Source organism: Pelagicoccus mobilis (assembly GCF_016595505.1).
GTDB lineage: Bacteria > Verrucomicrobiota > Verrucomicrobiia > Opitutales > Opitutaceae > Pelagicoccus > Pelagicoccus mobilis.
In genome coordinates this window covers 19878-44597 of record NZ_JAENIL010000043.1, presented here as the reverse complement: position 1 = coordinate 44597, position 24720 = coordinate 19878, and the positions used below count along the sequence as shown (strand labels likewise).

The window sequence follows — 24720 nt, the reverse complement described above, 5'->3', positions numbered from 1 at the left end:
AGGCTAGGTTTTGCCAGATCGTCCCGCTGGCAATGTGAAAATGTAGGTGCGTCCGCTCTGGTGGCAATAAGCGTGCCTTCTTGCTTGAAACAGATCCGGCCGCACCTCAGTGATAGTGGTCCCTTTTCTCCCCACTTATGACGTTTCAAGGTATTGCAGCAGACAATCTTGCAGAAGTATACCGCCTCGCGGCGGAGAAGTACGGCGACTTGCCTGCCTTTGCGACTCGGATTCGAAGTGGGGTATTCAAGCCGGTCAGCTATCGGGACTTGTATGATTTCGGTCTGTATTTAGGGACGGCTCTGATCGAGCTCGGAGTGGAGGCTCGAGCTCATGTGGGCTTGTTGGCTGATAATCGGGTCGAGTGGAATATCGCCGATTATGCGATCCTGATGTGCGGTGCAGCGGATGTTCCTCGCGGCACGGATGTCACGAATCAGGAAATTGAATACATTCTGGACCACTCGGACGCTCGCGTAGTGTTTGTGGAAAACAAGCGTCTGCTGGAGCGGGTGATCCGAATCATGCCGAAGCTCGGCAAGGTGCAGCATCTCATCTTGATGGATCCCAAGGCGGAAGCGCCGAAGGGAGTGCTTCATCTCTACGAGCTTGTTGAGCGTGGAAAGGAATTGCGAGGGGAGGGAGACCGTCAGATCGAGGAACGGATGGCTCAGATCACCCCGGACGATCTGTTTACTTTAATCTACACCTCAGGCACGACAGGTGTGCCCAAAGGGGTGCAGTTGACGCATGCGAACATGGCGTCGCAGGTTCGGAACCTGCCATTCCCTCTAGAGCCCGATGATCGCCTGCTTTCGATCTTGCCGGTTTGGCACAGTTACGAGCGGATCTTTCATATGATCGCGATCAGTAATGGGTGCTGTACTTATTTCACCAGTTTGCGCTCGATTGCGGATGATCTGAAGACGGTGAAGCCGACGATTATGGCTTCGGCTCCGCGCCTTTGGGAAAACCTATATCTGCGTATCATGAAGAATGTGCGGGAGTCGCACTGGATCCGTCGCGGGCTTTTCCGAGCGGCCTACTTCAGTTCTCGCATGGTCAAGAGTTCGACCTTCTTCTTTCAAGGCAAGGAGCTCGACCTGAGTGGGCGTGGGATCGGAGCTATCCTTGGAAAGTCTGCGTTGGGAGCTTTGAAGATTCTTTTGTTCCTCCCGCTCTACATCGCTCTCAATGCGGTGGTATTGGAGAAACTGAGACAAGTGGTCGGCGGGAGTTTCAAGGGGACAGTTTCCGGCGGGGGAGCTTTGCAGCCTCATGTGGACGAGTTTTTCAACTACATCGGAGTTCCCGTTTTGGAGGGGTATGGTTTGACCGAGACTTCTCCAGTCGCGGCGGTACGTACCCATGGGAAATTGGTGATTGGAACGGTTGGGCCTCTTTACCCGGAAACCGAACTCCGGATAGTGGATTTGAACACGGGCGAGATCTTGTATCCGAATTCGAAACACAAGGGTGACGGGCGAGGATTGAAAGGCGAGATTCACCTCAAAGGGCCGCAGGTGATGAAGGGTTATTACAAGAACCCGGAATCGACTGAAAAGGTATTGAAGGATGGCTGGTTCAATACCGGTGATATCGGCATGTATACCTTCAACGACTGCCTTAAGATCATGGGGCGTTCGAAGGATACTATCGTGTTGCTCAACGGAGAGAATCTGGAGCCGATCCCGATTGAGGCGAAGTTGTGCGAGTCGCCTCTGATCGACCAATGTATGGTAGTCGGTCAGGACCGGAAGCAGTTGGGAGCGTTGGTGGTTCCATCAATGGAAGGCTTTGAGGAAGCGGGCTTGAAGGCTGAATCCCTCGAGGAGCTTGCGGAGAGCTCGGATGCGCGGCGTTTGATCCAACAGGAGGCGAAGCGTCAGATCTCTGGCGAGAACGGATTCAAAGCGTTTGAACATATCCATGGGTTGCGGCTTTTGGACAAGGAGTTCGAAGTCGGGGACGAAATGACCAATACTTTCAAGATCAAGCGTCACGTGGTTGACGAAAAGTACGGGGATCTTATCGATGAGATTTTCCAAAGCTAATCGAGATTAGCGCGACTGCTTATTGCTCGAATGAAAGCGCGTTATATTAAAGGGTTAAGTAGCAAATTTCTCGGATTCGGATTGGATCTAGCTAAAGAAGTGCTTTTCTAGCTTAAGTTTTTCTAATACCAAACCCGCAACCCCCAAATTTACCCCCCCTGATGATTTTACAGTCGAGACGAGTTCTTTTGCGCGAACAGGGCGCAGACCTGGAAATCGACGAACAAATGCCTGTACAGTTTGTATAAGTAGCGTAAGGAAATTTAGCAGCTTAGGCGTAGCGATTAGGAACCACTACAACACTGAAAAAAGGATAAACTGATGAAAGATGAAAACTCTGGGAACGGATTCCAGGTTGATAGTTTAGGAGCGTCGTTCGCGTTCCTCGCTCTACGCCTCTGGCTCGGTGTCCGGTCACTGCTGACTGGTCTCGAGAAATTTGCGGGCGTAGAGACCGTGCAAAAACCGCTCTTGGACGAGTTTGGCGAGCCCGACATCAGCGGGGCGATGGTAAACGTGAAGGAGAAGGTTTATGGTTTCTCTCACTACCATGGCTTGCCGAAGCCGCTCTATGACAAGTTCGCTGCTGAACCGCTCATGCCGGTTTGGGCTCTCGATATTTACGGTGGTCTGCTGGGTTACATCTTGTTGCTCTTGGGTGGTTTGCTGATCGTTGGCGCTTTGCCACGCATCACGCTACTTGCGAGCGGCTTGGTTTATGTTAGCTTGTCGGTCGGTCTCATCCTGCTCAACGAGAGCGGTGGCATCGCATGGCTCGGTACACACATGATTTTGGTCGCCTTGGCGCTTGTGCTTGTGAAGTACAACAAGTGGGCGGTCGCTGGTAACAAACTTTAAGGAAGGAAGACATCATGTCTGAAGAAAATAAAAGCAGCTCCCTCTTCCGTCGGGACTTCATCAAGACTGGTCTGGTCGCTGGTGGCGGTATCCTCATCGCTCCGCACCTTGCCAAAGCTCAATCTGCTAACGGCGAAATCAACGTAGCCCTCGTCGGCGTGGGCGCGCAGGGGAGAATCCTCCTCAATGCGATGCTCAACATCCCAGGTCTGCGTTTCCGCGCGGTTTGCGACGTTTGGGAATACAGCCGTAGCTACGGGCAGAAGAAGCTGAAGAAGGAAGGTTTCGAGGTAAACGCCTACGAAAACATCGATGACATGCTCGAGAAAGAAAAGGACCTCGACGCAGCTATCATCGCGACTCCTGACCTCTGGCATGCTCGCCACACCAATGCCTGTTTGAAGGCCGGTCTTCACGTCTACTGTGAGAAGATGATGGCTCGTACAGTCGAGGAAGCTCGTTCGATGGTTTTGACTGCTCGCGAGACTGGTAAGCTTCTCCAGATCGGTCACCAGCGTCGTAGTAACCCTCGCTACCAGCACGCCTACAACAATCTCATCAAGAAGGCTAAGATCCCGGGCCGTATCACCAATCTCAATGGTCAGTGGAATCGCGCGGTGACCCCGGACCTTCGTTGGCCGAAGAAGTACGAAATCGATGAGGCGACTCTCAAGCGTTACGGTTACAAGAACATGCACGAGTTCCGTAACTGGCGTTGGTTCAAGTCGCTCTCGGGCGGCCCGATTTCCGACCTCGGCGCTCACCAGATCGACATCTTCAACTGGTTCCTCGACGCGTATCCAAAGACTGTGTTCGCAAGTGGTGGAGCTGACTACTTCCCGACTCGTGAGTGGTATGACAACGTGATGGTCATCTACGAATACGACACGTCCTACGGTCCGGTTCGCGCTTTCTACCAGACGCTTACTACGACCAGTGCGGGTGGCGGTTACTTCGAGTACTTCATGGGTGACGAGGGAGCGATCAAGTTCTCCGAAAATCCAGGTCTCTCAAAGATCTTCCGCGAGGAACGAGCGCCCGATTGGGACAAGTGGATCAATCTCCACTATCTCACTCAGGAAGAAGCTCCTGCTCCAGACGAGAGCACCAAGGTGGACGTTCGCGAAACGGCGCCACTTGCCAAGTTCGACATCCCAGTCGTTCTCGACAAGCCACCTCACCAGCCGCACTTGGAGAACTTCTTTGAAGCCATCCATGGCAAGGCCAAGCTTAACGCTGACGGTGAACATTCCTTCAAGAGCGAGGTCGGTATCTTCCGAGTCAATGAAGCCGTGGAGTCCAAGTGCCTCCTCGAAATCTCCCCTTCTGAATACGAAGTCTAACTTACTAACTATGATTAAGAAACTTTTGCCTCTAACTGCAGTAGCCGCCCTTCCATTTGTCGCAATGGCGGCTGATAAAGCTCCAATCGAGCTCGAATATCCAGCGCCGTTCCTCACTGGTACGCCAGTGCCGATCGTGCTGCCAAACCTTGAATCAGCGGGTGCTCCTCAACCAACTGTTATGGCTCCTGCAGGTGTTGAGAACATCGCTTACGAAAAGGAAGTAACGTCTTCCGACGACTTCCCAATCATCGGCGAGCTCGAGCTCGTGACAGATGGCGACAAGGAAAGTGAGGAAGGTTACTTCGTAGAGCTCGCTCAAGGCCCGCAATGGGTACAGATCGATCTCGAAAAGGAAGCGACTGTCTACGGTATCGGCCTCTGGCACTTCCACACTCAGAAGCGCGCTTACGTTGACGTTGTTATCCAGTTCTCAAACGATGAGAGCTTCGAAAGCGGTGTTACAACCGTTTATAACAATGACCACGACAACTCGCTCGGTAAGGGCAAGGGTACAGACCTCGCTTATATCGAAACCAACAAGGGGAAGCTTATCCCTGCGAAGGAAACGAAGGGTCGCTACGTTCGCCTGTATTCAGATGGCAATACAAGTAACGAGATGAATCACTACGTAGAGGTTGAGGTGTTTGGCGCCTACTAGAAACAAAGATCTTCTATTTTGGGTCCCAGCGCTGATTGTGCTGGGACTCGCTTTTTGGCTGCGAACCGAAAGTTCGCAGCTTCGTCTTTTTCACGCCGATGAAGGCGTGCAATCGTATCAAGCGTGGAGGCTGATCGAAGAGGGCGAGTATCGCTATGACCCAGGCGAACATCATGGTCCGCTGCTCTATTTCGTGACGAAATGGATGTATCCATTCATCAGTCGCGCGAATGGGGAGTTGACGGATGAAGGGATGCGTCGAGTGCCGATGCTGTTTAGTATGGGGACCGTTTTTCTTGGTCTGCTTGTGTTCCGTAAGTATGGAAGAGCGGATGCTTTGCTTTGGGGAATGATCGTGGCGGCAGCTCCTTTGTGCGTGATCTACGGTTCGTATTACGTGCAAGAAGCGTTGCTGGTTTGTTTTACGTTGGGCTTTGCCTTTGGGATCTACCGGTACTGGCAGTATCCCTCTATGGGGGCTGCGGTGGGCGTGGGGATCGCTTTGGGCCTGATGCACATCACAAAGGAAACGGCGGTTCTGCATGTGGCGGCGATTATGGGAGCTGGTTTGATCACTGTTTTGCTCCGATCTGAGAAACCGTCGATTGGGCTTTCAGGATTATTTAGGCATTTGGGAGTCGTCGCGGGAATCGCGCTACTGCTTCATTGCCTTTTCTTTTCCTCTTTCTTTCAGAATCCGAAGGGGATCGTGGATGGTTTCGCTACCTTCTTTAGCTATGCCGAGCGATCCCAAGGGCAAGGGCATGAAAAGCCGTTTTTCTACTACGCTTCCTTGTTGCTGCCTCAGCGACTAGAGGGCGTGCGGTGGAGCGAGCTGGCGTTTTTGATAGCTACTCTTTTGGGCGTTGTGGGTGCTGTTGCGAAGCTTAGGGCGGATGGGTTTCGCTTCTTTATCGTAGGAAGCGGGTTGTTGATGTTTTTTGTGTATTCAATTATACCTTACAAAAACCCATGGTTGATGCTCGCTCCCTATTGCTTTCTTGCGTTTTCTGCTGCGATTGGAGTGGTGGAGGTTTTGCACTATGGGCGTTCGCTTAGGAATGCTCCTGGCAAGTGGGGAGTGGTCGTCTGTGGTCTCGGATTGTTGTTTTGGTTGACTGCTGAATTGAGGCAGAATCACGACAAGGCGCTCGTCCGCTACGCGAGCGCGAGCCGTAATCCTTACCTCTACATGCATACGACTCCTCGCTATTCGAAATTGCTTGATCGTCTCGAGTCGGTGAAAGGGCTTGAAGAAATCGCAGTGTATAGCCCGGATGCAGCGTGGCCTCTGCCTTGGCATTTGCGGGGCTGGACTAAGGTTGGTTACTGGACGGATCTCAATTCTTATCAAGCGGGCGGTATAGATGTTTTCGATACTCGTTTGATGGAAGGGCAAGAGCACTTGGCCGCGTCGGGTGGTTTTTGGGAGCTGCATGGATTGCGTCCAAATACGATATTGGCCTTGCGGGCGACGGATGAACGCGGAGAGTCTTGGGTAAGTAGCAATGCTGAAGATTGAAGAAAAGGAAGGACTCTTCGCGTTTCGACACGAGGCGATGGCTACCGAGCTGACTCTCTCTTTGGGTGGTGTTGACCAGGAGTATGCCAAGGGGATTTCGTATGCTTTTTTCGAGCGTGTTGACGAAATCGAGTCGAAGCTAAGCTTGTATCAGGAAACGAGTGACGTGACTCGTATCAACCTTCTCAAGAAGGGCGAACAGACTCGGGTATCCGAGGAGTGCATCGATTGTCTGCAACTGGCGATGACTGCCAGTGAACTGACCAGTGGGAGATTTCACCCTTTTCTCGGTGTCGATGCTCTGAAGGTAAAAGGAAAGGCGCCCGCATACCTGAGATCTGTGTTCCAAGCCCCAGTTGGCGATCCATCCTCCCCTGCTATTCAGATCGACCCGAACACGCGGCAGCTCGTTAAAGTGGCGGAAGGCGTTATCCTTGATTTTGGTGGTATTGGGAAGGGCTACGCTCTCGATGTAGCGATGGAAGAAATCGAGGATTGGGATGTTCCTGTTGCAATGGCCAACTTTGGGGGGAGTACTTTGCTCTTTAAGAGCGAGGATGAGGACTCTCCTTGGAGCGCGACCTTGGATGGCGAAGGTTTTGTTCCGTTTCGAAACGGCGCGTTTTCGAGTTCGGGAGTTGGTTTTCAAGGCGAGCACATTGTTTCTTCTGTTGGAGAGACTCTGCTTTGGGAGCGGAGTTATGCTCGGACTTACTCCGCAGCGCTAGCGGATGCGCTTACGACGGGTGCCATGTTGATGGGACAGGAGGAGTTGGATACGCTTTGCCAAGCTCAGCCGCAGCTTGTGGTCGCGGCGAGTCAGGGTGGGAAATTGTGGGGCGGAGAACGATTTCGCAAGTGGGGGGGGTGATGATCGATTGTTTTCTAGTCATCCCTTGTTTTCACGAGAGTGGGCGAGTTCCGCACTTTTTGGGGGAGCTGTGCACGGAGGTTGCAGCGAGTGGCTACAATGTTCGAATTCAGCTTGTAGACGATGGCTCGGGGAAGCACGAATGTAGCAAGCTGGGCAAGGTAGCTGCCGAAGCTAAAGAACGGTATCCGTTCGTTGAGGACGTGCTGGCTCTTGAGAAGAATCGGGGCAAGGGGGGCGCTATCCGCTTTGGTTGGCTGTCTGCCCCAGAGGAGGTTCGATTGTTGGGGTTTGTGGATGCTGATGGTTCGGTCTCTGCGAAGGAGACTTTGCGGGTTATGGGTGAGGCGATTGAGAGTGGTTGTTCTTCCCTTGTTATGGCCAGCCGTGGCGCCGATGGGGCTCAGGTAGATCGCTCTGTTTTGAGAAAAGTGGTGGCGAGGAGTTTTGCTAGTTTGGTGCGATTCTCATATGGTGTGCAAGTTTTGGATACGCAGTGCGGTTGCAAGTTTTTGGGATCAGGATGGTTCCGGAAGCACGAAGGAGAGTTTGTAGAAAATGGTTTCGGGCTTGATTTGGAATTGATCCTACTGGCAAAGCAGAGTGGTTATCCGATGCGAGAGGTCGGAATCGCTTGGCATGAGGTTGCCGGGAGTAAGGTGGGGATTGGCAGCGCTTGGAATTTAGGCAAGGCGGTGCTTTTCAAGCGAATCGGAAAGGGGGCTTAGCTCTCTGATATTTGCGTCGCCTGATGGTAGCGATTGATGCGAGGAGACGTTAGCTCGCTTGTTTCGCCGTCGGGCCAGATGATGCGAATCCGAGATACGTCTTCGATTTCTCCAAGTCCGAAGTGGAGTGTCGGTGGTCGCTGTCCTGAAAAGGTTTCTCCGTGAGTGTAGATTCGTTCCGTTTGGAACTCTGGGCATTCGAGGATGACGCGGGTTCCTAGGAGGGCTTTGCCTCTTGCTTGTTGCAGGTCGATGCCGATCCAGTTGCCGGTATCGATCATTTGGTTACGGTAAAGGTGGACGCGTTCGAAGGATTTCGCGGAATTGAGTTCGATCAGAAGAAGGTCTTGTCTGCCGTCTCGATCGAAGTCGGCATCCACCACGGCCCGTCCGTCGCCGCCGTGGGACAGTCCGAAGAGGTAGGAAGCATTGACGAAACCTGCTCCATCTAGATTAAGATACAGGTGATCCTTTTCGAAGGGATTCCAGCCCATTTGGTCTTTTCCGACGAGAGCTTCGGGACCGAACTCGGTATAGAAACTGTCGAGCTGGTCTTGGGAGAAGCTTGTTCCTTCGTAGATGTCGTGAGTCCAGAAGTTGGTGCAGTAGTCGCGGGCGGTGGAGCGTGAGAGGTATCCGTTTGCGATGAAGATGTCGGGGAAGGAATCATTGTTGAAGTCGAATGTGCTATTGCCCCAGGACCAGCCTGAACGGGCGATGTCCTCGCTGGCTGGTTGCTGGCTGAGGTTTGGAGAGGTACTGCCGTAGTAGAGTCGATTCCCTTTGGCGATGCGCATCCGCATGGCTTGATGTTCGGGGAATTCTTCTCTGCCGAGCCCCATTTGTTCGAGGCGACGGGCTGTTGTGGAACTCATGCCGACGGCGAGCAGATCCTTGGTCCCGTCGCGGTCGAAGTCGGCGAACGCGTGACTCATGCCGAAGAGACTTCGATCGTCCAAATATTCGGAAGTCTTTTCGACCAGTGTTCCGTTTTGGTTTTCGTGGATGTCCACTCCGGAGAAGTCGGCGGTCACCAAAAGTTCCATACGTTGATCGCCGTTTAGGTCTTGGAAGGACGCGGTGAACGCGCGTCGACCTCGCTTTTCGGCGACTGAGCTTTGCTCGGTGATGTCTTCGAATCGTAGGTTGCGATCGTTTTTTAGCAAAAAGGCTGGGCGACCGTCGTTGGCGTCGAAGTAGGGGGTGGGGACTTTGCCGTTTTCGTAGGCGGGAGCGGATTGGCCGAGGTAGATTTCTGGGTATCCGTCGCCAGTGATGTCTCCTGCGGCGAGAAGTCCGACTTTGAGAGGTGTATCTGATTTCCAGATACCGAAGGGTTTTCCGTCGAAGGACTTGGTGAGGGGATTGAAGGTGTAGGCGAAGAGGTAGGTTGTATCGTGGGTAGCGACGACGTATTCGGTTTTCCCATCGAGGTTGAGGTCGGCGAAAAAGGCGGCGGTGGGCAGTCCGCGTATCATGTACTTGGCGAGAAGGGTTTTCTCGAACTCGAAATTTCCTTTGTTTAGGTAGAGGACATTGTAGCGAGGGAAAGCGATGTCGGGAAGTCCGTCCTTGTTTAGGTCTTCGACCAATACGATGCCGTAGGGTGTGGTGTTACGTTTCGATTCGAGCCATTCTGTGTGCTTGAAAGTGGGAGTAGGGCGGCGGGTGAGGATGTCCATGTCCTCTATGCTTATGGTATCCGGCTGGTAGATGCCGTTGGTCGCTTCGCTACGCCAAGCTACCTTGAGTTTTCCGCGTAGGATATAGCGTTGCTTTTGTGGGCTTGGACCTTGGGCGTGGAGAGCGAAGGTGAAGAGTGAGTTTCGGGAACCGTCTTGGGGCGCGTCGAAACGGGCGTGATGCCATTCGCTTTGCTCGATCTGAAAACCGCGGTCGCGGTAGGATTGGATGAGGGATTGGAACTCTGTTTTTGAGAGAGGGGCGTCGCTTCCTTGGACCGGTTTGTAGGACTTGATTCCTTCTTTGTAGCTTTGCTTGTGCTCGAAGTTAGGCAGCAGGAGTTGATCGAAGTCGAAGGCTTCTAGAGCTTTGCTCTGGTCGCTTTGAGCCCGCATCCGGTCCCAAAGTTGAATGAAGGCTGTTTCGTACTCCTGCGCGAGTCGCTCTTGCTCCCAGACCGAGCTGTCCAAGTTTTGACGTTGGCTTAGGATGGGATCGATGTCGGCTGCCTCGATTTTCGGGAGCGCGGAGAGCAACAAGAGTGAGATCGTCTGGAGAAAGCGTGGGGTGGGCATAGTACTTTTCTAACGTTGCTAAGATGCAAAATAATGCAACTAAACCTTTTGGTTCGCAAAGGAGTTTTGGAAAAAGAGAACGCCCTAACCTTGCGGTTAGGGCGCCAGTATAGGGGTAGGTTTGTAGTATGCGTCTTAACGCAAAGCTTCAAATTTGTTGTGTCTCACAAAGTATAGTGCGGCGGTGGTAAATAGCAAGTAGGTGCCGATTTCTGTGACTTTGTCGTGGTTGCCGAGCACCATTTGTCCGAAGGCGAGGGAGACGTAGGTGAGGGAGATCAGGGCGAGAGCCCATTTGGTCTTCACGCCTACGAGGAGCAGGAGGGCGAGGATTATTTCCACGTAGCCGATGCAGTAGGCGTAGAGGGAAACGAGGAATCCGGGAAGGTTGGTCTTTTCGAATTCGCTTACGATCCAAGTGACGACGCCGCTGTAGTAGGCGTCGAAGGAGTAGCCTTCCGCGTTCTTGAATTTGCCTAATCCAGCGAGCAGGAACTTTAGGCTAAGGAAGAGTCGGAGCGAGATGAAGGCCCAGCTTTCGGCTGACCAGTAGAGGGGAGACCCGTTGCGTTGCGTGGTCTTTCGTGGCATGGGGATGTTTGTGGGGTTGAGGTTGCTAAGGAGAGGATCGGGAGGAGAGAGGCTCCGCTCGATCGATTTTTGGGGCTGGTTTGTGGGGTAAGGGTGAGGAGGTTGGCTAGGGTTTGAGCCAGCCTTGGGAGAAAAGGTCGTTTTTAACCTCGTCGTTCTCGAAGTGGAACCACTCCTTGCGAGCGATTCGACGCATGAAGTAAGTGACGATTGTCGAGGTGTTTACGATGAAAAAAGAGTAGAGCAGGGCAGGCCAAAGGATGGCGGCGGCAATGGCGTCGTCTTTGAAGGTGAAGAGAATGATGGCGAAGGCGAGCGGGCCGTTTTGGATGCCGGTCTCGAGGGAGACGGTCCGGGAGGAGCGACGGTTCATGCCCAGTCCGCGGCTGACCCAATAGCCGAAGAGAAAGCCTCCGAGCCCGAGTCCGATGCTTGTGAAGAGGATGGCGATGTCGGCATTGAGAAGCTGTTCGAAATTTCTGGGAAGCCAGCTGACGATGAGGAAGAGGATGACGATGATGCCGAGGGCGGCTCCGGTTTCTTCCATGTTCTTAGCCCAGCGTTCGCTGCGGGAGCGCAGGAAGACGCCGCCTGCGACTGGCACGAGGCAGGCGATGAGGGATTTGATGACCTCTGCGGTTTCGACCTTGATGTCTGCGGTCTGGAAAGGGCCTGTGTAGAAGGCCAGCAGGAAGGGCATGGTGATCAATGCGGCAGCCGTGGTGATGGAGCTGAGCGAGATGGACAGGGCGAGATTCCCTTTGGCGAAGTAGTTGAAGAGGGAGGAGGTCGTGCCTGAAGGGCAGCAGGCGACGATGATGATGCCGATCGCCACGAAACGGTCTAAATTGAAGAAGACAGCCATCCCGTAAGCTAGGACGGGCATGATGATGTACTGCGACAGGAAGCCGACGATGACCGCCTTGGGGGTCTTGAGGGATTCCTTGAAGTCTTTTCCCGACAGGGAGCAGCCGAGGCCGAACATGATGACGAGAATCATCACGGAAAGGAGCGTCTTCTCCAGAGGGGTAATCATTGGTTCGCTAAGCTATTGGTAGGCACAGGGTTTTCCAGAAAATAATTCGTGCTCATAGAGCGTAGCGCTCAATTGAATTCTGATCATTGGTAGAGGGAATCTCGGCCCAATTGCTAAAAAAGCGGGCGGTATAGACGATTAGCAAAGGGATGAAGCGTCTTTTCATAGCGACGTTGGCCTTTGCCTGCGTTTGCGTGGCTCGAGAGTACGAGCCGAACGAGCTGGAGATTTCCGTCCACCGGAAGGAAGTCTATGGCTTGGCGCGTGACTACGTGGTGAAGACCTTCAATCTCGAAGTAGAGGACGAGGGGAACTTTAATCCGGTCCGTTTCAACTCGAATGGGGTTTGGGGCAATTTCGACGCTCGGATAAAGGAATTGGGCAATGACCGGTTCGAAGTCCAGGGCTGGCTCGATGCCAAGGGGCACGAAAAGGCCAAGATCCGCTGGGCGGTGCATATCCGCTACGGGTTGGTCGATCCGATGGCTTGGCGGTACATGAAGATCGGCGAGGAAGTCGAGAACGAGCCCGAGTTTTTGGGCTGGAAGTTTGGCGACTACTACAGTCTTGGCTACAAGGCCGAGTACGATCCGATGTTCGTGAAGCGAACTTTTCGTTGAGGGGGCGCCAGTTTGCTCGAAGCGAGGAGGCTACTTTCTGAGCTTCGCTTTGAAGGATTCGGTCGGGAAGTATTTGCCCGGACAAAGCGTGTGCTTGGGGTGAATGAGCGTGTGGGTGGTGACGCGATCCACTGGCACGGTGGTGGTCTTCATCAGGTCGCGGACGAGCGCTTCGAGGGAGCTGAGTTGTTTCGCGGTGGGCTTGTATTTTGAGAAGTCGCCCACGAGGCAGATGCCGATGCTGATTTGGTTGAGCGTGTATGAGGAGACGTGGCCGCCTTGGATTTGCTTCTTCCATCGGTCGCCGATGGCGATTTCACCGTCCTTCATGCCGCGGCCGTTGCCGATGACGAAGTGGTAGGCTAGGCCGTTTTCCATGTGTCGCTCGGTGCGGTGGTAGCGGTCCATGCCGCGGGCTGAGCCGGAGCGTGTGGCGCTGTGGTGGATGACGATGTGTCGCCACTGGTTTCTGCGAACGGAAATGCGGTCGAGCGTTTTCTTGAAGGAGGAGGGAAGCTGCGGGTGGCGCGACCGGTTGACGATGGCGGCCGAGGCCGAGCTCGAAGGGATGCGAATGATTTGTCCGATGCTGATGCGGCCTGGGTCGCGGATGGAGTTGAGGCTGGTGAGGGTGTTGAGGGAGACGCCGTGGTCGCGAGCGATTTCCGAGAGGATGTCTCCCGGGCGGATGCTGTAGTCGATGTAGCTGGGGCCGGCGGCGGGGATGACCAGCTTTTGGCCGACGGAGATTTGGTTCGGGTTGGTGAGGTTGTTGGCGCTTTTGATGGCGTCGAGGCTGACCTTGTAGGCGTCTGCGATTTCGGTGAGCGTTTCGCTGCGTTTGACGGTGTGGGTGGTGCCGCTGCGGGCTGTGGTCGAGCTGGAGGCGCTTTGGGCGCTTTTGAGGCCCGGAATGATGAGTTTTTGGCCGACGGCGATCCGGTTGGCGTTGGTAATCCGGTTGGCGGTTTTGATCGCCTGGATGCTGACTTTGTAGCGTTTGGCGATGGCGTCGAGGGTTTCGCCTTTGCGAACGGTATGCTTGGCTCCGGTTGCGGCGCTGACGCCTGGAATGGTCAGCTTTTGCCCGACGGAGATGCGGTTGGGGTTGGTGATTTTGTTGGCGCTTTTGATGGCGTCTAGGCTGACCTTGTAGGCCTTGGCGATTTCGGCCAAGGTTTCGCCTTTGCGTACGCGATGCTCCACCGTCGCTCCGGCGCTCGAGGCGAGCGTGGCGAGGGCTAGGCTGACGTATGCGAAAAGCTTATACATATTGGGTGGCTTAGCTGACCTTCTTCTTTTTGCGGCGTTTTTTAAGTTTCTCGAGCTTGTTCCAGTCTTCTTTGCGGACGATGTGTCCGACGCAATTGTCAGAGCCGCAGAGACAAGGGTGATCCTCCCAATGTTCCAATGCGTATCCGTAGTCGAAAGTGATCTCTTCGCCTTCTTCGATCTCGCGCAAGGAAACGAGCCATATCTCGCCCTCGACGTTTTGGGCTTCGCAGTTGGGCGAGCAGGAATGGTTGGCGAGTCGGGCGATGTTCCAGTCGAAGTTGCCGTCGATATCGGTCTTGTCATCGAGTTCGAAGATGTAGACGGAGCCGACGTCCTCGGTTTGGGAGAGGTCGTGCTGGGCGTTGGCGCGTTGGGTGGACTCCTTCTTTTTGATGATTTCTCCGAGGTATTGGATGACGTAATCGTCTTCAGGGATGTCGGTCGCTGCGAAGAGTCCGCGGTTGTGGATGCTTGAGGAAGAGGCCCTGACGTAGGGGAATTCAGGCGGTTCGCCGTTTTTGTCGAGCCCGAGGTAGACGGGGGCCTTCTTCTTTTTGGAGGATTTCTTCTTTTTGGAATCTTTGCCCATAATGTGGGAGAAGGGTGGTTTAGGGCCTCGGTAGCCGCTCGAATTGGCTAGAGGAGAGGCGTTCGAAGGCAATCACTTTCTTGTTGGCGGGTTTAACCATGAACGATGTGTGTGGATTCGTTCCCGATCGCGTTCGGGGTGGCTTTGACGGGGATGGTATGTTGGAGAGGAACTCGACATGTGGCGGGGAGTCCTTATTGGACAGTCTTCTATTAGCAGCGAGGGATCTGAGAATGTTGAATCAAAGAAATAGAGAGCCGAACTTCCTTGAGAAAAAGCGGCAGTGGAAGAGTAAGATGGAGAAGCCGCTTTCGCGCCGCATGCTTATGATGATGCTGCCTGCGGTCATTTTGAGCGTTTTTGTGATCATGTCGGCTCCTTATCTGAAGTTGATCATGGAGCAGTTTCTGGAGGATGGGGACATGATGAGCGCTCCGATGGAGCTGAATCTGAAGGAAGAGAAGGTGGTCGAGAAGAAGGGGCCGCCGCCGAATCCGGATGCGGTGATTCGGGAGGATTACCGTCGAAAGCTGGAGGCGGAAGGCTTCGACTGGCGGAAGAAGCCGGAGATCGAGGGACCGGATTTGGGCTTCGCCAAGGAGCAGGAGCATCCGATCGAGCCGATCGATGTGGAGCTTCCAAATACAATGACGGAGCTTCAGGCGCAGTCGAAACCGGCTGAAACTCCGTCAAAGTGATGTTGTTTGGGCCCGACCTTGCGGCCGGGAAAGTCATGTTTTTGGCGGCTCAGCCCGCCGCCCTTCAGAGCTAGCAGGAGCTGTAGTTGCCTTGCAGGACCGAGTCGGCTCGGTGGAGGCTGTCGCTTACGTCGGTGACAAGGTTCCAGAGGGTTTGTTCACCTTCTCCGAGTAGATTGAGGACGAGCACGTCTGGGCCCAGGGCTTGATCGGGAAGTTCGTCCACTTCTCGTACGACTCCGGTGATCCACTTTGCGAGATTGAGCAAGCAGGCCATTTTGCCGGTGGTTTGGCAATCGAGCGGCGAGTACTGGAAGCGGATGGGGTCGATGAGAGCAGAGGGGAGACCCCACTCGTTGAGTAGATTGTAGCAAAGGCCTGAGTGATTGTATTTCTTGAGGCGATTGTTGATGTGGGCGAGCTCGTCGGCTTCTTCGCTATCCTGTGATTCGGTTGCGATAACGGCTTCTGCGAGCGAGTGGATGAGGCCGATGGTGTAGGCTCGGTGTTTGTCGAGTTTGTGTTTCTCGGCCAAGTTTTCCATGCAGACGGCACAGGTGATGGCGCGTTTCCAGTGGTCGGACGAGTAGGCGAGGTCTTGGCTGCCGCCGGCGTATGAGTAGAGGCCGATGAGATCGTACATGCGTTGGAAGCCGATTGCTGTAACTGCTTCTTCAATGCTGAGATAGCCATCTGGCCGCCTGTCCGCCAAGAGATTGGCTTCGCGTAAAATTCGGGTCGCCAGTAGGGGCTCGAGTCGGATGAGGGGGAGGATCTCGTCCGGGTTCACGTTTCCTTCTGCTACGAGGGAGCGGAGGCTCTTGCCGATGCGGGAGGCGGGGGATAGGGTTTCGAACCGTTGCTGGAGATCGTCGAGTGTAGGATTGACTGGGTCCATGCCCCAGTTTTTCGCCTCGATGCGCCTAACGTTTAGGAGCTTGGGGGAGATTTGGTAATCAAGCTCAGCCGGCTACGTATACTGCTGGGAAACCATGGGGGGATGATGGCGGAATTCCTCTATGCTGGCAGAGGTGGCGGCGCTCAGCGAGGCTAGGCTGCCTTCGGGTGGCGCGGTCAGACGGTGGTGACGGCTTGGGTAGAGATCATCTCGTAGAGTTTGGAGATCTTGCCTCGGATGGAGCGGAGGTGTCGGAGATCGAAGGGGCTGAGGTCGATCTTCTTTTCGTGCGAGACGGTTCCGACGATGAGGGCTTTCAGCGTCTTTTCGTGGTTTACCGGGAGGATGATGAAGGAGCTGGTATCGCCTGCGGAGTGGATCCAGTCGGGGACGACGGAGCGGATCTTGCCTGCGTTTGTGTCTTCGATGAGGATATCTTCTTTGCGGGCGAGGCAGATGGAGAATATATCCCTTTTGCTCGGGCTGACGATGGGGCGGTTCTTCACTTTTGAGAAGAGGTCGCCGACTCCATAGCGGGCTGAAAGGCAATCGGGATCGAACTCCTCGCGTACGAAGATGAGGCAATTTTCCAGGTGGGCTGCCTGCTTGAAGGAGCTGGAGACGGTTTTGAAAACGTTTTCGAGGGCGACTTTGCTGCCTGGGACGAGGCAGGAGTCGATGGATTCTACGGCGGGGGCGAAGGTGGCGTCGGAGTAGGTCTTGCGTTCGTCCGGATCCATTTCGTCGACCGTCTTTTGTTTGAGGCGGGCGGAAATTCGGGCGTAAGGGGGCGGCTGGGGAAGGGCGACTCCGTTGATGCGGGCTTGGAGCTTCACGCTGGCGGGGGATTGGCGTTCGCTGAGCCCTATGGTCCGGTTGAGGGTGCTCATGGTTTCGTCGACGCTCAAGAGCGCTTCGGTCACGCTTTCGATGCTGACCGGGTAGGCGATCGAGTAGCGGGAGAGCACGTTGGATATGGAGTCGTTGAAGCGGTCTGGGCCGATGGATTCGTCGAAGACGACTGTGGACAGCCCGACCGCCATGTCGGAAAGGATAAGGGTTTCTTCGTCTTGGCTGACCGCTGCCCGCATCAGGTTTTCTCGGCGGACGGGGCGAAGGGAGGCCATGATATTTTTGGGAAGGTTGGTGCGCTGGAGGATCTCTTGGCCGAGCTCTAGGGTGGTGAGGCCGAAGATCTCGCGAAAGGCGTCGTCTTCGGGCATGTCGAGGGCGTGGGAGCGAGCGAGCCGGTAGCGCTCGACCATGAAGGTGGAGAGCAGAAGGCGTCCGTAGTTGCGCAGGGAGGCGCAGACGAAAAAGAGCTCGGTATCGGCGTCTTCGCCCAAGGGGCGGTTTTTGAGGCGCTCGGCCAGCATGCCGCTGCAGACGCTGAGGGCGGCTGCGTTTCGTTGCTCGTAGGTGTTTCGGTTTTGGGCGGCGTTTTCGGCCAGCATAAGGGAGATGGCCAAGTTTCGGATCTTTTCGAAGCCGACGGTGTGGATGGCGTCGGAAATGGTGCTCACCGCGAGGCCTCCGGGATTGTAGCCGAGCGTGTTGGCGGAGCTGATCACCTTTTCGGTGATGGTGGGGTCGCGCCCGACGAGCTGCGACAATTCGCCGATGGAAATTGAGAACGCTTTAGCGGCCAGCTGCTGGATGAGCTGGATGATTTCGGTTATCGCGGCGGTTTGTTTGTCTTCGAGAGCGGATTGGATCTCGATGATCGTCTTGCGGGCAAGTCGGTTTGGCATTGCTGAGCGTGTGAGTCGGTGCGTTGAGTCGACTTGATTAAAGGAACCTGAAATGGGGCTGTGGCAACCATTGGGCTGAAATCGGGCGGTCGGGTTGAGCAGATTTACATTCGATTTGTAGTAAAACCGCTAATAGGGCCTTGGGAGAGTTCGTAACTTGTTGTTGCCATGCCCGTTATTTTATTTTGATCTCAGAACCGAGAGACCCCAACTTGGGCGTCTCTATTTTTTTTCTTACTTATGAGCAATGGCATATGGATAGCGTTAGCGGCCTTGTTGGTCGGGTTTGCCAGCGCCTACGTTTTTCTCCGCTGGAATATGAGTCGCTCCCGCCAGCGGGCGAAGGAGGAAGCGGACGATTTGCTTGAGTTGGCGCGTCGCAAGGCGGAGATCGAGAGACTGGAGGCGAAGGCCAAGGTCGAGCGGGAGATCGAGGGATTACGGAGCGATTTTGAAAGGGCGGAGCAACGGTCGGAGTTGGAGATCGAGATGAAGCTGAAGGAGATCCGCTCCCATGAGGAGTCGATCGGCTTGCTGGATCATCAGCTGCAGCTGCGTCAGAAACAGATCGAGAAGGAGCTGGAGGAGCTTCAGGAGAAGCGGGAGGACCTGTCTCAGATGTCGGCGAACATGCAGCGTACCATGGCGAACCTCGCTTCGATGGACGTGCAGGAGGTGAAGGAGTCTTTGCGGGAGCAGGTACGCCTCGATTGCGCGGACGAGCTCAAGAAGCTGCGCAAGGAAACGTTGGAGCGTTCGGAAGCGGAAATTCACCGGGAGGCGAAACGTACGATTTTGGCGGCGATGCAGCGGATCGCGAGCAAGCCGAGCAACGATATCACGGCGGCGATCGTGCAGCTGCCTAACGACGAGATGAAGGGCCGGATCATTGGTCGCGAAGGGCGAAACATTAAGTGCTTCGAGACGGCGACGGGGACTTCGCTGCTGATCGACGAGTCTCCGAATATGGTGATGGTCTCGTCTTTCGACCCGGTGCGTCGCGAGATCGCGAAGACGGCTTTGGAGCGTTTGGTGGCGGACGGAAGAATCCACCCGGCGACGATTGAGGAGTTTGTGGGCGAGGCTCGCAACGATGTGGATCAGATCGTGGAGAACGCGGGGGATGCGGCGGTGTCTCACTTGAAGATTTCGCGGTTGCATCCGGAGATCATCACGGTGCTGGGCAAATTGAAGTTTCGTACTTCCTATTCGCAGAACGTGCTCGAGCATTCGGTGGAGGTCGGTTTTTTGGCATCGATCATCGCGTCGGAGCTCGGTCTCGATCCGAACATCGCGAAACGTGCTGGCTTGTTGCATGACATTGGCAAGGCGATCGACGGCGACTTTGAAGGAAGCCACGCAACTGTGGGCGCTGACTTCGTGAAGGCTCGTGGCGAGAGCGACGTGGTGGTCAACGCGGTGGCGGCCCACCATGAGGAGGTGCCTCCGGAATCGCTCTACGCGGGGGTGGTTATTTTGGCGGACACGATTTCGGCGGTTCGCCCGGGAGCGCGTTCCGAGACCTTGACGGCGTATGTCGACCGCTTGAAGGAGCTGGAGGAGGTCGCTCTTTCGTTTGACGGAATCAAGTCGGCTTACGCGATTCAGGCGGGCCGTGAGGTGCGTGTGATCGTGGATCCGAAGCGCGCGGGCGATGAGCAAGCGCGCAGCTTGTCGCGAGAAATCAGGGACAAGATCGAGTCGCAGCTTGAGTTTCCCAGCTCGATTCGCGTGACGGTTATCCGCGAACAGCGTTTTGTGGAGACGGCGAAGTAGAGGAAGCGGCTAGCTTGCCGTGAGGCAATTCTTCAGGCTCTGCTCCATGCGCTCGACGGTGTAGAGGTACTCTTTGATGCGCCACTCGCGCCAGGCGGCGGCGTGGCGTTCTGTCCACTCGAGGGCGATTTGGGCGCGGTCGTGGTTGCCCTGTTCGCCTTGGATCCAGATTTCGGACTCCATCGCTTTGAGCTGGTCGAGGCCTTCGGCGATTTGGTCGACTATCTTGTTTTGAATGACGAGGATTTTGGCGGCTTCGATGAGGTCGTCGTCCTCGTAGGTGGAGCTGAGAAGTTGGCGGAGTTCTTGATGCTTCTTGCGGTAAAATCGTTCCAGGGCCTTGGCGTGTTGCTGGAGCTTGCCGGAGTCCCAAAGGCGCTGGAGGCGTTCACGCTCTTCCGGCGGTGGACGGGACAGGTCCTGTGGTTCTAGGTATTGATCTGAAATCTGTACCATGACGAAAGTGGTTGAGTTGGAGTATCGCACGAAGGCGACAGGTGTTATATCGGACTTTGAGCGTACAATGTTGCCTCTAAGGACTTGGTGAGCGGGTGTTTGGCGATTGCTTTACAGTTACTCGGGGTGATAGGGGCAAAAGGCTCGGGAGAATCCCTCTGTATAGGCTGGAATCCTCTCCCGGGGAGGGGATTAGGGGAGTTGGGACTTGGAAGGTTTTTGAGCTGTGGAGCGCTTAGAATTGTCTAGGTCCGCCCGGCGGTCGGACCCTACCTTTGGCAGCCGTCGGTCATGGGGGATGCCCAGGCGAGCCAGATGGCGGCGGTCCAAGTGAAGTGGTTTCCGCCAGAGCCTTCCCCGGTGATCGGGTCGAAGTATTCGTAGAAACCTGAGTCTTGGATGACTTTTCGGGTATCGAGTCGGATACGGCTGGCTTTTTCCTCGAAGCCATATTCCTCAAGCCCGCGGGCGATGAGGTAGTTGACGATGGCCCAAGTTGGTCCACGCCAGTAGCGGCGGGAGTCGAACTTGGGATGTTCGGGATCGAAACTAGGTACGGAGTACGGTGCCGCTTTCAGGATGCGGCTGAGAGTCTTTTGAAGTTTGGCGTCGCGTTTGGGTTTGGTGATGCCGGCGTAGTAGGAGAGGAAACCAACGCTAGAGACGCCATCGGCGTGTTGGCCGGTGCGCAGGTTGCGGGCGGCGTAGGCGTTGATTTCGTCGTTCCAAAGGTAATCGGCCGCGATCCGAGAGCGATACAACCAGGTATCGATCTCGTGCACGGCGGATTCCTTGTCCAAGTATTTTGCGAGGGCCTGCAGGTCGCGGTCGGCTCGCATGAGGATGAATGTGATTCCTGGGTCGGCCACGGCGAACGGGCCTTCTCGAGTGATGTGCGCATGGTCCCAGCCGCAATCCCGCCCGTACTCGACGAGCTTGATGTAGCGGTCGTATTCGGCGTCGGTGGGCCGCATGGCGGCGTCTACGTGGCCAAGATCCTTGCGTTTATAAGGGGTGACTCCGGTGGGGTCGACGGCGGCAAGGGCGTCGTCCCAGTCAGGCGAGTTGTCTCGTCCGGATTCCCACGGATGGGTTACCGCGATGGCAGCTCCTCCAGAGATGACACGCATGGTGTGGAACCAGCGGTGCCAGCGCATGAGGCGGGGAAAGAGTTCGGTGAGGCGTTGTTTTCCGAGCTTCGGATCCTTTTCGTAGAGGTCCCGTACTATGGTGGCGGCGACTGGAGGTTGGGAGCAGCCGGAAGTGGGTACTTCGTGAGTGCCGCCCCAGACTTTGGGACCCGGAAAGTAGGTCGGACTGTCTTTGCGGAAGACGATGTGGGCCGCCATGCCGTTCTTCCATTGGCCTTGGAAGAGGGATTCGACTTCGGTCCATGCCCGGTCGAGGTCGATCTCCGAGAAGCCGAGGGCAACGAACATGGAGTCCCAGTTCCACTGGTAGGGATACAAGCCCTTGGTGGGCAGGGTGTAGTCGCCCCAGGAGTTTTCGCGGAGGATTTCGATCGCGCGTTTGTCTAGGTCGACCTTTTTAGCGGTGTAGTAGCTGTCGTCGTAAAGGGAGCTCATGAATCTGTTCGGCTGGCGATTCGTGAAATGAGGGTTTCATCGCTAGCTTGGCTTTGGATTAAGCAGGGTGCGTGCCGAAACGGATGTGCTCAATTTTGGGCGGGCAAGGAGAAATTGTCGATTGGTAGGGTGTGACGGCCCGGCACGCCGCGGAGCTAACTTTCGCAAGCGGTCCGCCCGGCGGTCGGACCCTACCTGAAGCGCAGCCAATGTCGGAGGTGTCGCCCCTCCGGAGTTGCGTTCGAATGAAGCAGTTCTAGCGTTTTGGGCATATGGAAAAAAGACGTCTTGGTTCGAGTGGCTTGCTCGTTTCTCCGATTTGCTTGGGTACGATGACTTTCGGTTCGCCGGTGGGAAAAGAGGATTCGATTCGGATCGTGCATGGGGCGATCGATCAGGGTATCAATTTCATCGATACCGCAAACGTCTACGAGGGCTATGACCGCTTCATGGGATCATCGGGTGGAGTCGCCGAGGAAATTTTAGGCGAGGCTTTGAAGGGGCGCCGTGAAGACATCATCGTGGCCACAAAAGCAGGTTCGCCCAATGGCACCGGACCGCAAGATGCCGGACTTTCGCCAGTAACGATTATGCGTGAACTGGAGGGAAGTTTGCGTCGGATGAAGACCGACTACATCGACCTTTACCACATTCACTGGCCGGATCCGGACACGCCGCTCGAAACGGTGCTCAGCGTCATGGAGACGGCGTATCGCCAAGGTAAGGTCCGTTCGTTTGGAGTGTGTAACCATCCAGCCTGGCAATTGTGCGAGCTGCTTTGGATCGCCGACAAACGGGGTTGGCCGCCGGTAGTGGCTTCGCAGATACCGTTCAGCATTTTGAGGCGCGACTACCAGAACGATCTGGAGTTTTGCGTTAAGCATGACGTCGGCGTGACGCCTTACCAGTCTCTCCAAGGTGGATTGCTCACTGGAAAGTATCGTCGGGGAGCGGATTTACCAGACGGGTCGCGCATGAAGGAGAATCCCAAGTGGTTGGGAGCCCCGGACGAAGCGACCTTCGACAAGCTTGAAGGAACTGCGGCGTTGGCTGAGGAAGCGGGATTGAGCATGACTGAATACGCTCTTGCGTGGACTTTGGCTCAGCCGGCGATGAGTTCGCTCGTGGTTGGGGTGAAGAATCTGCAGCAGGTAGAGGACGCCGTACGCGGTGCGGCAGCGGACTTGGCTCCTGAGCTGCTTCGCAAGCAGGACGAGATCACCCCTCCGCCTCCGACTAATCCGACTCCGTTTAGTCGTCTATGAGCGAGGCGGCCAAGTCTGACCCGATGCATGGGAAGACGCTCAAGGTGATCCTGACCGAACTGGTCGATCGCTACGGGTGGGATGAACTGGCATCCCGGATTTCCATCAATTGCTTTGCCAACGATCCCAGCCTCAGCTCGAGCCTGAAGTTTCTTCGAAAAACGCCTTGGGCTCGCAACAAGGTGGAAGCCCTTTACCGGGAATCGATTGGGCTGCCCCCACTGAGGCGAAAACCGCCCAAGCCGAAGATCAATCCGTGGACTGGCAGGGCCTACGAAGCGTCTGAGGAGGATTGAGTTTTCTCTGCGGTCGCGTACGAGATCAGCTATCTCGTCTACAATTGGAGTTGGGCAAATGGACTAGCCCTTGCCAGAGGCGGTGTTTCGGTGCACTGGTGTTCGGCTATGTCATTCGCTTCGCTCGCACTGTCAGACTTTTTGCTCTCGTCCCTGGAACGCCTCGGTTACGAGAAGCCGACTCCTATCCAGGAGGCCTCCATCCCGGTGATCCTAAGTGGACGCGATCTACAGGGGGCGGCTCAGACTGGCTCCGGCAAGACTGCGGCGTTTTGTCTGCCAATGGTGCAGTGCCTCTCTGAGTCCGAAGAACAGCCAAGGAAGCCAAGACACTTGATTCTCGTGCCGACGCGTGAGTTGGCTGTCCAGGTGGGCAAAGCCTTGGAACGTTACTCGGAAGGCGCTCCCAAGCGAGTCCGCGTAATGGTCGCGTACGGAGGGGTAGGCTATCAAAAGCAAATGACCGCTGCGGCAGAGGGGATCGATGTGGTGGTGGCCACACCCGGCCGGCTGATCGATTTGGCGGAGCAAAGAGCGGTGGAGCTCGACGAGCTGGAGTTGCTCGTGCTGGACGAAGCGGATCGCTTGCTGGCTTTGGGCTTTGCTGACGAGCTCAACGCGATTTTGGATATGCTGCCGGAACGTCGGCAAAACCTGCTCTTTTCAGCGACCTTCCCGCAAAACGTGATCTCGCTGGCGAATGCCCTGCTCAACGACCCAGAGAAGATCGAATTGGAAGCAGCTGCTCGGCCGGTAGAGAAAGTCGTGCAGCGGGCGATCGAAGTGGAAGCTAACAAACGCACAGGCTTGTTGCGTCACTTGCTTGATTCCGAGGGCTGGGAACGGGTGCTCGTATTTGTTGGGTCAAAGCGACGTGCCGAAAACGTAACCGCGAAGCTGCAGAAGTATGGGATCAAGGCGGTGGCCTTGCACGGCGACATGCCGCAGGAAAAGCGGGCGCGTTCCTTGGAGCGATTCAGGGCGAACCGGGTGCGAGTGCTCATGGCAACCGATGTGGCGGCCCGAGGGATCGATATCGCCGGTTTGCCGTGTGTAGTGAATTATGACCTACCGCGCGGCGCGGCTGACTATGTCCACCGAATAGGGCGAACCGGTCGAGCGGGCGAAGAAGGTGTGGCGATCAATTTCGTTTCCGATGATGTGGACGCTCACATGAAGCTTCTAGAGAAGCGCAATGGCCTCAACCTCGAGCGGGAACGCGTTGAAGGATTTGAACCGGAAAACTGGGATCCTAAAAATCCATCCAAGGGAAAAGCTCCCGTCAAAGGTAAGCGTCCGAGCAAAAAGGATAAGCTTCGCCGAGCTGCGGCTGAGAAAAAGGAAAGCCCATGGGGAAATGCTAAATCAGACGTATCCGATCCGTGGGGACAGGCGAAGCGTAAGGAAGGAAGAGGCTAAACCGGCTCATCGTTCGGCGTTTTCGGGGCTGAACAACTTTTGGAATACTTCCAGAAACAAGTAAGCCACAAGGTTGCTGAGGCCTTGTGGCTTGAAAGAGTGTCATCGAGATTAATCCTGCTAATCTTTTGAACTGAGACCTGTCTAAAGAGTGGCTGGCAAGATGCAC

At 55.3% G+C, this 24720-nt stretch carries 22 protein-coding genes; 13 read left to right on the top strand and 9 right to left on the bottom strand.

What is annotated here, in order from left to right; all coding sequences use genetic code 11:
• Positions 1–137 precede the first annotated feature (137 nt).
• The 7 genes from JIN87_RS20280 (at position 138) to JIN87_RS20250 (ending at position 8037) form a co-directional block, all read left to right on the top strand.
• Complete coding sequence (locus tag JIN87_RS20280) at positions 138–2054, top strand: AMP-dependent synthetase/ligase (protein ID WP_200357447.1); 1917 nt, start codon at positions 138–140, stop codon at positions 2052–2054.
• A gap of 321 nt (positions 2055–2375) precedes the next feature.
• The gene (locus JIN87_RS20275; RefSeq protein WP_200357446.1) at positions 2376–2912 is read left to right on the top strand and encodes a hypothetical protein; all 537 of its coding nucleotides are present in this window, start codon (positions 2376–2378) and stop codon (positions 2910–2912) included.
• Positions 2913–2926: 14 nt separating this feature from the next.
• Positions 2927–4255, top strand: coding sequence for a Gfo/Idh/MocA family protein (locus tag JIN87_RS20270; RefSeq protein WP_200357445.1), 1329 nt, complete (start codon positions 2927–2929; stop codon positions 4253–4255).
• A gap of 10 nt (positions 4256–4265) precedes the next feature.
• Positions 4266–4916 carry a discoidin domain-containing protein gene (locus tag JIN87_RS20265; protein ID WP_234033518.1) on the top strand — a complete coding sequence of 217 codons (651 nt, stop codon included), beginning with the start codon at positions 4266–4268 and terminating at the stop codon, positions 4914–4916.
• A 37-nt stretch (positions 4917–4953) separates the two neighbouring features.
• Complete coding sequence (locus JIN87_RS20260) at positions 4954–6438, top strand: glycosyltransferase family 39 protein (RefSeq protein ID WP_200357443.1); 1485 nt, start codon at positions 4954–4956, stop codon at positions 6436–6438.
• The gene (locus tag JIN87_RS20255) at positions 6425–7309 is read left to right on the top strand and encodes an FAD:protein FMN transferase (RefSeq protein WP_200357442.1); all 885 of its coding nucleotides are present in this window, start codon (positions 6425–6427) and stop codon (positions 7307–7309) included. Before JIN87_RS20260 ends, JIN87_RS20255 begins: the two co-directional genes overlap by 14 nt.
• Positions 7309–8037, top strand: coding sequence for a glycosyltransferase (locus JIN87_RS20250; RefSeq protein WP_200357441.1), 729 nt, complete (start codon positions 7309–7311; stop codon positions 8035–8037). The genes JIN87_RS20255 and JIN87_RS20250 overlap by 1 nt, the downstream gene beginning before the upstream one ends.
• On the opposite strand, the gene JIN87_RS20245 is transcribed toward JIN87_RS20250, so the two are convergent.
• The 3 genes from JIN87_RS20245 to JIN87_RS20235 form a co-directional block, all read right to left on the bottom strand.
• Positions 8034–10295, bottom strand: a complete 2262-nt coding sequence (locus tag JIN87_RS20245; RefSeq protein WP_200357440.1) for a CRTAC1 family protein — start codon at positions 10293–10295, stop codon at positions 8034–8036. The genes JIN87_RS20250 and JIN87_RS20245 overlap by 4 nt on opposite strands.
• Positions 10296–10430: 135 nt before the next feature.
• Positions 10431–10886, bottom strand: a complete 456-nt coding sequence (locus tag JIN87_RS20240) for a DoxX family protein (RefSeq protein WP_200357439.1) — start codon at positions 10884–10886, stop codon at positions 10431–10433.
• A 106-nt stretch (positions 10887–10992) separates the two neighbouring features.
• Positions 10993–11922: a bile acid:sodium symporter family protein gene (locus tag JIN87_RS20235; RefSeq protein ID WP_200357438.1), complete on the bottom strand. Its 930-nt coding sequence runs from the start codon at positions 11920–11922 to the stop codon at positions 10993–10995.
• Positions 11923–12071: 149 nt separating this feature from the next.
• Between JIN87_RS20235 and JIN87_RS20230 the strand changes: the two genes are divergently transcribed.
• Positions 12072–12542: a hypothetical protein gene (locus JIN87_RS20230; protein WP_200357437.1), complete on the top strand. Its 471-nt coding sequence runs from the start codon at positions 12072–12074 to the stop codon at positions 12540–12542.
• A 30-nt stretch (positions 12543–12572) separates the two neighbouring features.
• Here JIN87_RS20230 and JIN87_RS20225 read toward each other — a convergent pair whose 3' ends face one another.
• Positions 12573–13814 carry a LysM peptidoglycan-binding domain-containing protein gene (locus JIN87_RS20225; protein WP_200357436.1) on the bottom strand — a complete coding sequence of 414 codons (1242 nt, stop codon included), beginning with the start codon at positions 13812–13814 and terminating at the stop codon, positions 12573–12575.
• 10 nt (positions 13815–13824) lie between these two features.
• On the bottom strand, positions 13825–14406 hold the full coding sequence (locus tag JIN87_RS20220) for an SET domain-containing protein (protein WP_200357435.1): 582 nt from the start codon (positions 14404–14406) through the stop codon (positions 13825–13827).
• A 233-nt stretch (positions 14407–14639) separates the two neighbouring features.
• Between JIN87_RS20220 and JIN87_RS20215 the strand changes: the two genes are divergently transcribed.
• Positions 14640–15104, top strand: a complete 465-nt coding sequence (locus JIN87_RS20215; RefSeq protein WP_200357434.1) for an ATP-binding protein — start codon at positions 14640–14642, stop codon at positions 15102–15104.
• A gap of 70 nt (positions 15105–15174) precedes the next feature.
• Here JIN87_RS20215 and JIN87_RS20210 read toward each other — a convergent pair whose 3' ends face one another.
• Together JIN87_RS20210 and JIN87_RS20205 are read right to left on the bottom strand one after the other, a co-directional pair.
• Positions 15175–16002, bottom strand: a complete 828-nt coding sequence (locus tag JIN87_RS20210; protein WP_200357433.1) for an HDOD domain-containing protein — start codon at positions 16000–16002, stop codon at positions 15175–15177.
• A gap of 176 nt (positions 16003–16178) precedes the next feature.
• Entirely contained in the window at positions 16179–17753 is a 1575-nt protein-coding gene (locus JIN87_RS20205; RefSeq protein ID WP_200357432.1) for an HDOD domain-containing protein, read from the bottom strand.
• Positions 17754–17993: 240 nt separating this feature from the next.
• Here JIN87_RS20205 and rny point away from each other — a divergent pair, with 240 nt between their 5' ends.
• Positions 17994–19529 (top strand): ribonuclease Y, encoded by a 1536-nt coding sequence (gene rny / locus JIN87_RS20200; RefSeq protein ID WP_200357431.1) that lies wholly within the window; start codon positions 17994–17996, stop codon positions 19527–19529.
• A 9-nt stretch (positions 19530–19538) separates the two neighbouring features.
• Here the strand turns inward: rny and JIN87_RS20195 are convergent, their stop codons facing one another.
• Complete coding sequence (locus tag JIN87_RS20195; RefSeq protein WP_200357430.1) at positions 19539–19985, bottom strand: hypothetical protein; 447 nt, start codon at positions 19983–19985, stop codon at positions 19539–19541.
• Between the two features lie 269 nt (positions 19986–20254).
• Complete coding sequence (locus JIN87_RS20190) at positions 20255–21571, bottom strand: MGH1-like glycoside hydrolase domain-containing protein (RefSeq protein ID WP_200357429.1); 1317 nt, start codon at positions 21569–21571, stop codon at positions 20255–20257.
• A 272-nt stretch (positions 21572–21843) separates the two neighbouring features.
• On the opposite strand from JIN87_RS20190, the gene JIN87_RS20185 reads away from it, so the two are divergent.
• From JIN87_RS20185 to JIN87_RS20175, 3 genes are all read left to right on the top strand, one after another.
• Positions 21844–22836, top strand: a complete 993-nt coding sequence (locus tag JIN87_RS20185; protein WP_200357428.1) for an aldo/keto reductase — start codon at positions 21844–21846, stop codon at positions 22834–22836.
• Entirely contained in the window at positions 22833–23132 is a 300-nt protein-coding gene (locus JIN87_RS20180; RefSeq protein ID WP_200357427.1) for a VF530 family protein, read from the top strand. The genes JIN87_RS20185 and JIN87_RS20180 overlap by 4 nt, the downstream gene beginning before the upstream one ends.
• Before the next feature lie 108 nt (positions 23133–23240).
• A complete protein-coding gene (locus tag JIN87_RS20175) occupies positions 23241–24551 on the top strand; it encodes a DEAD/DEAH box helicase (protein ID WP_200357426.1) in 1311 nt (436 codons plus the stop codon).
• The last annotated feature ends 169 nt before the right edge of the window (positions 24552–24720 follow it).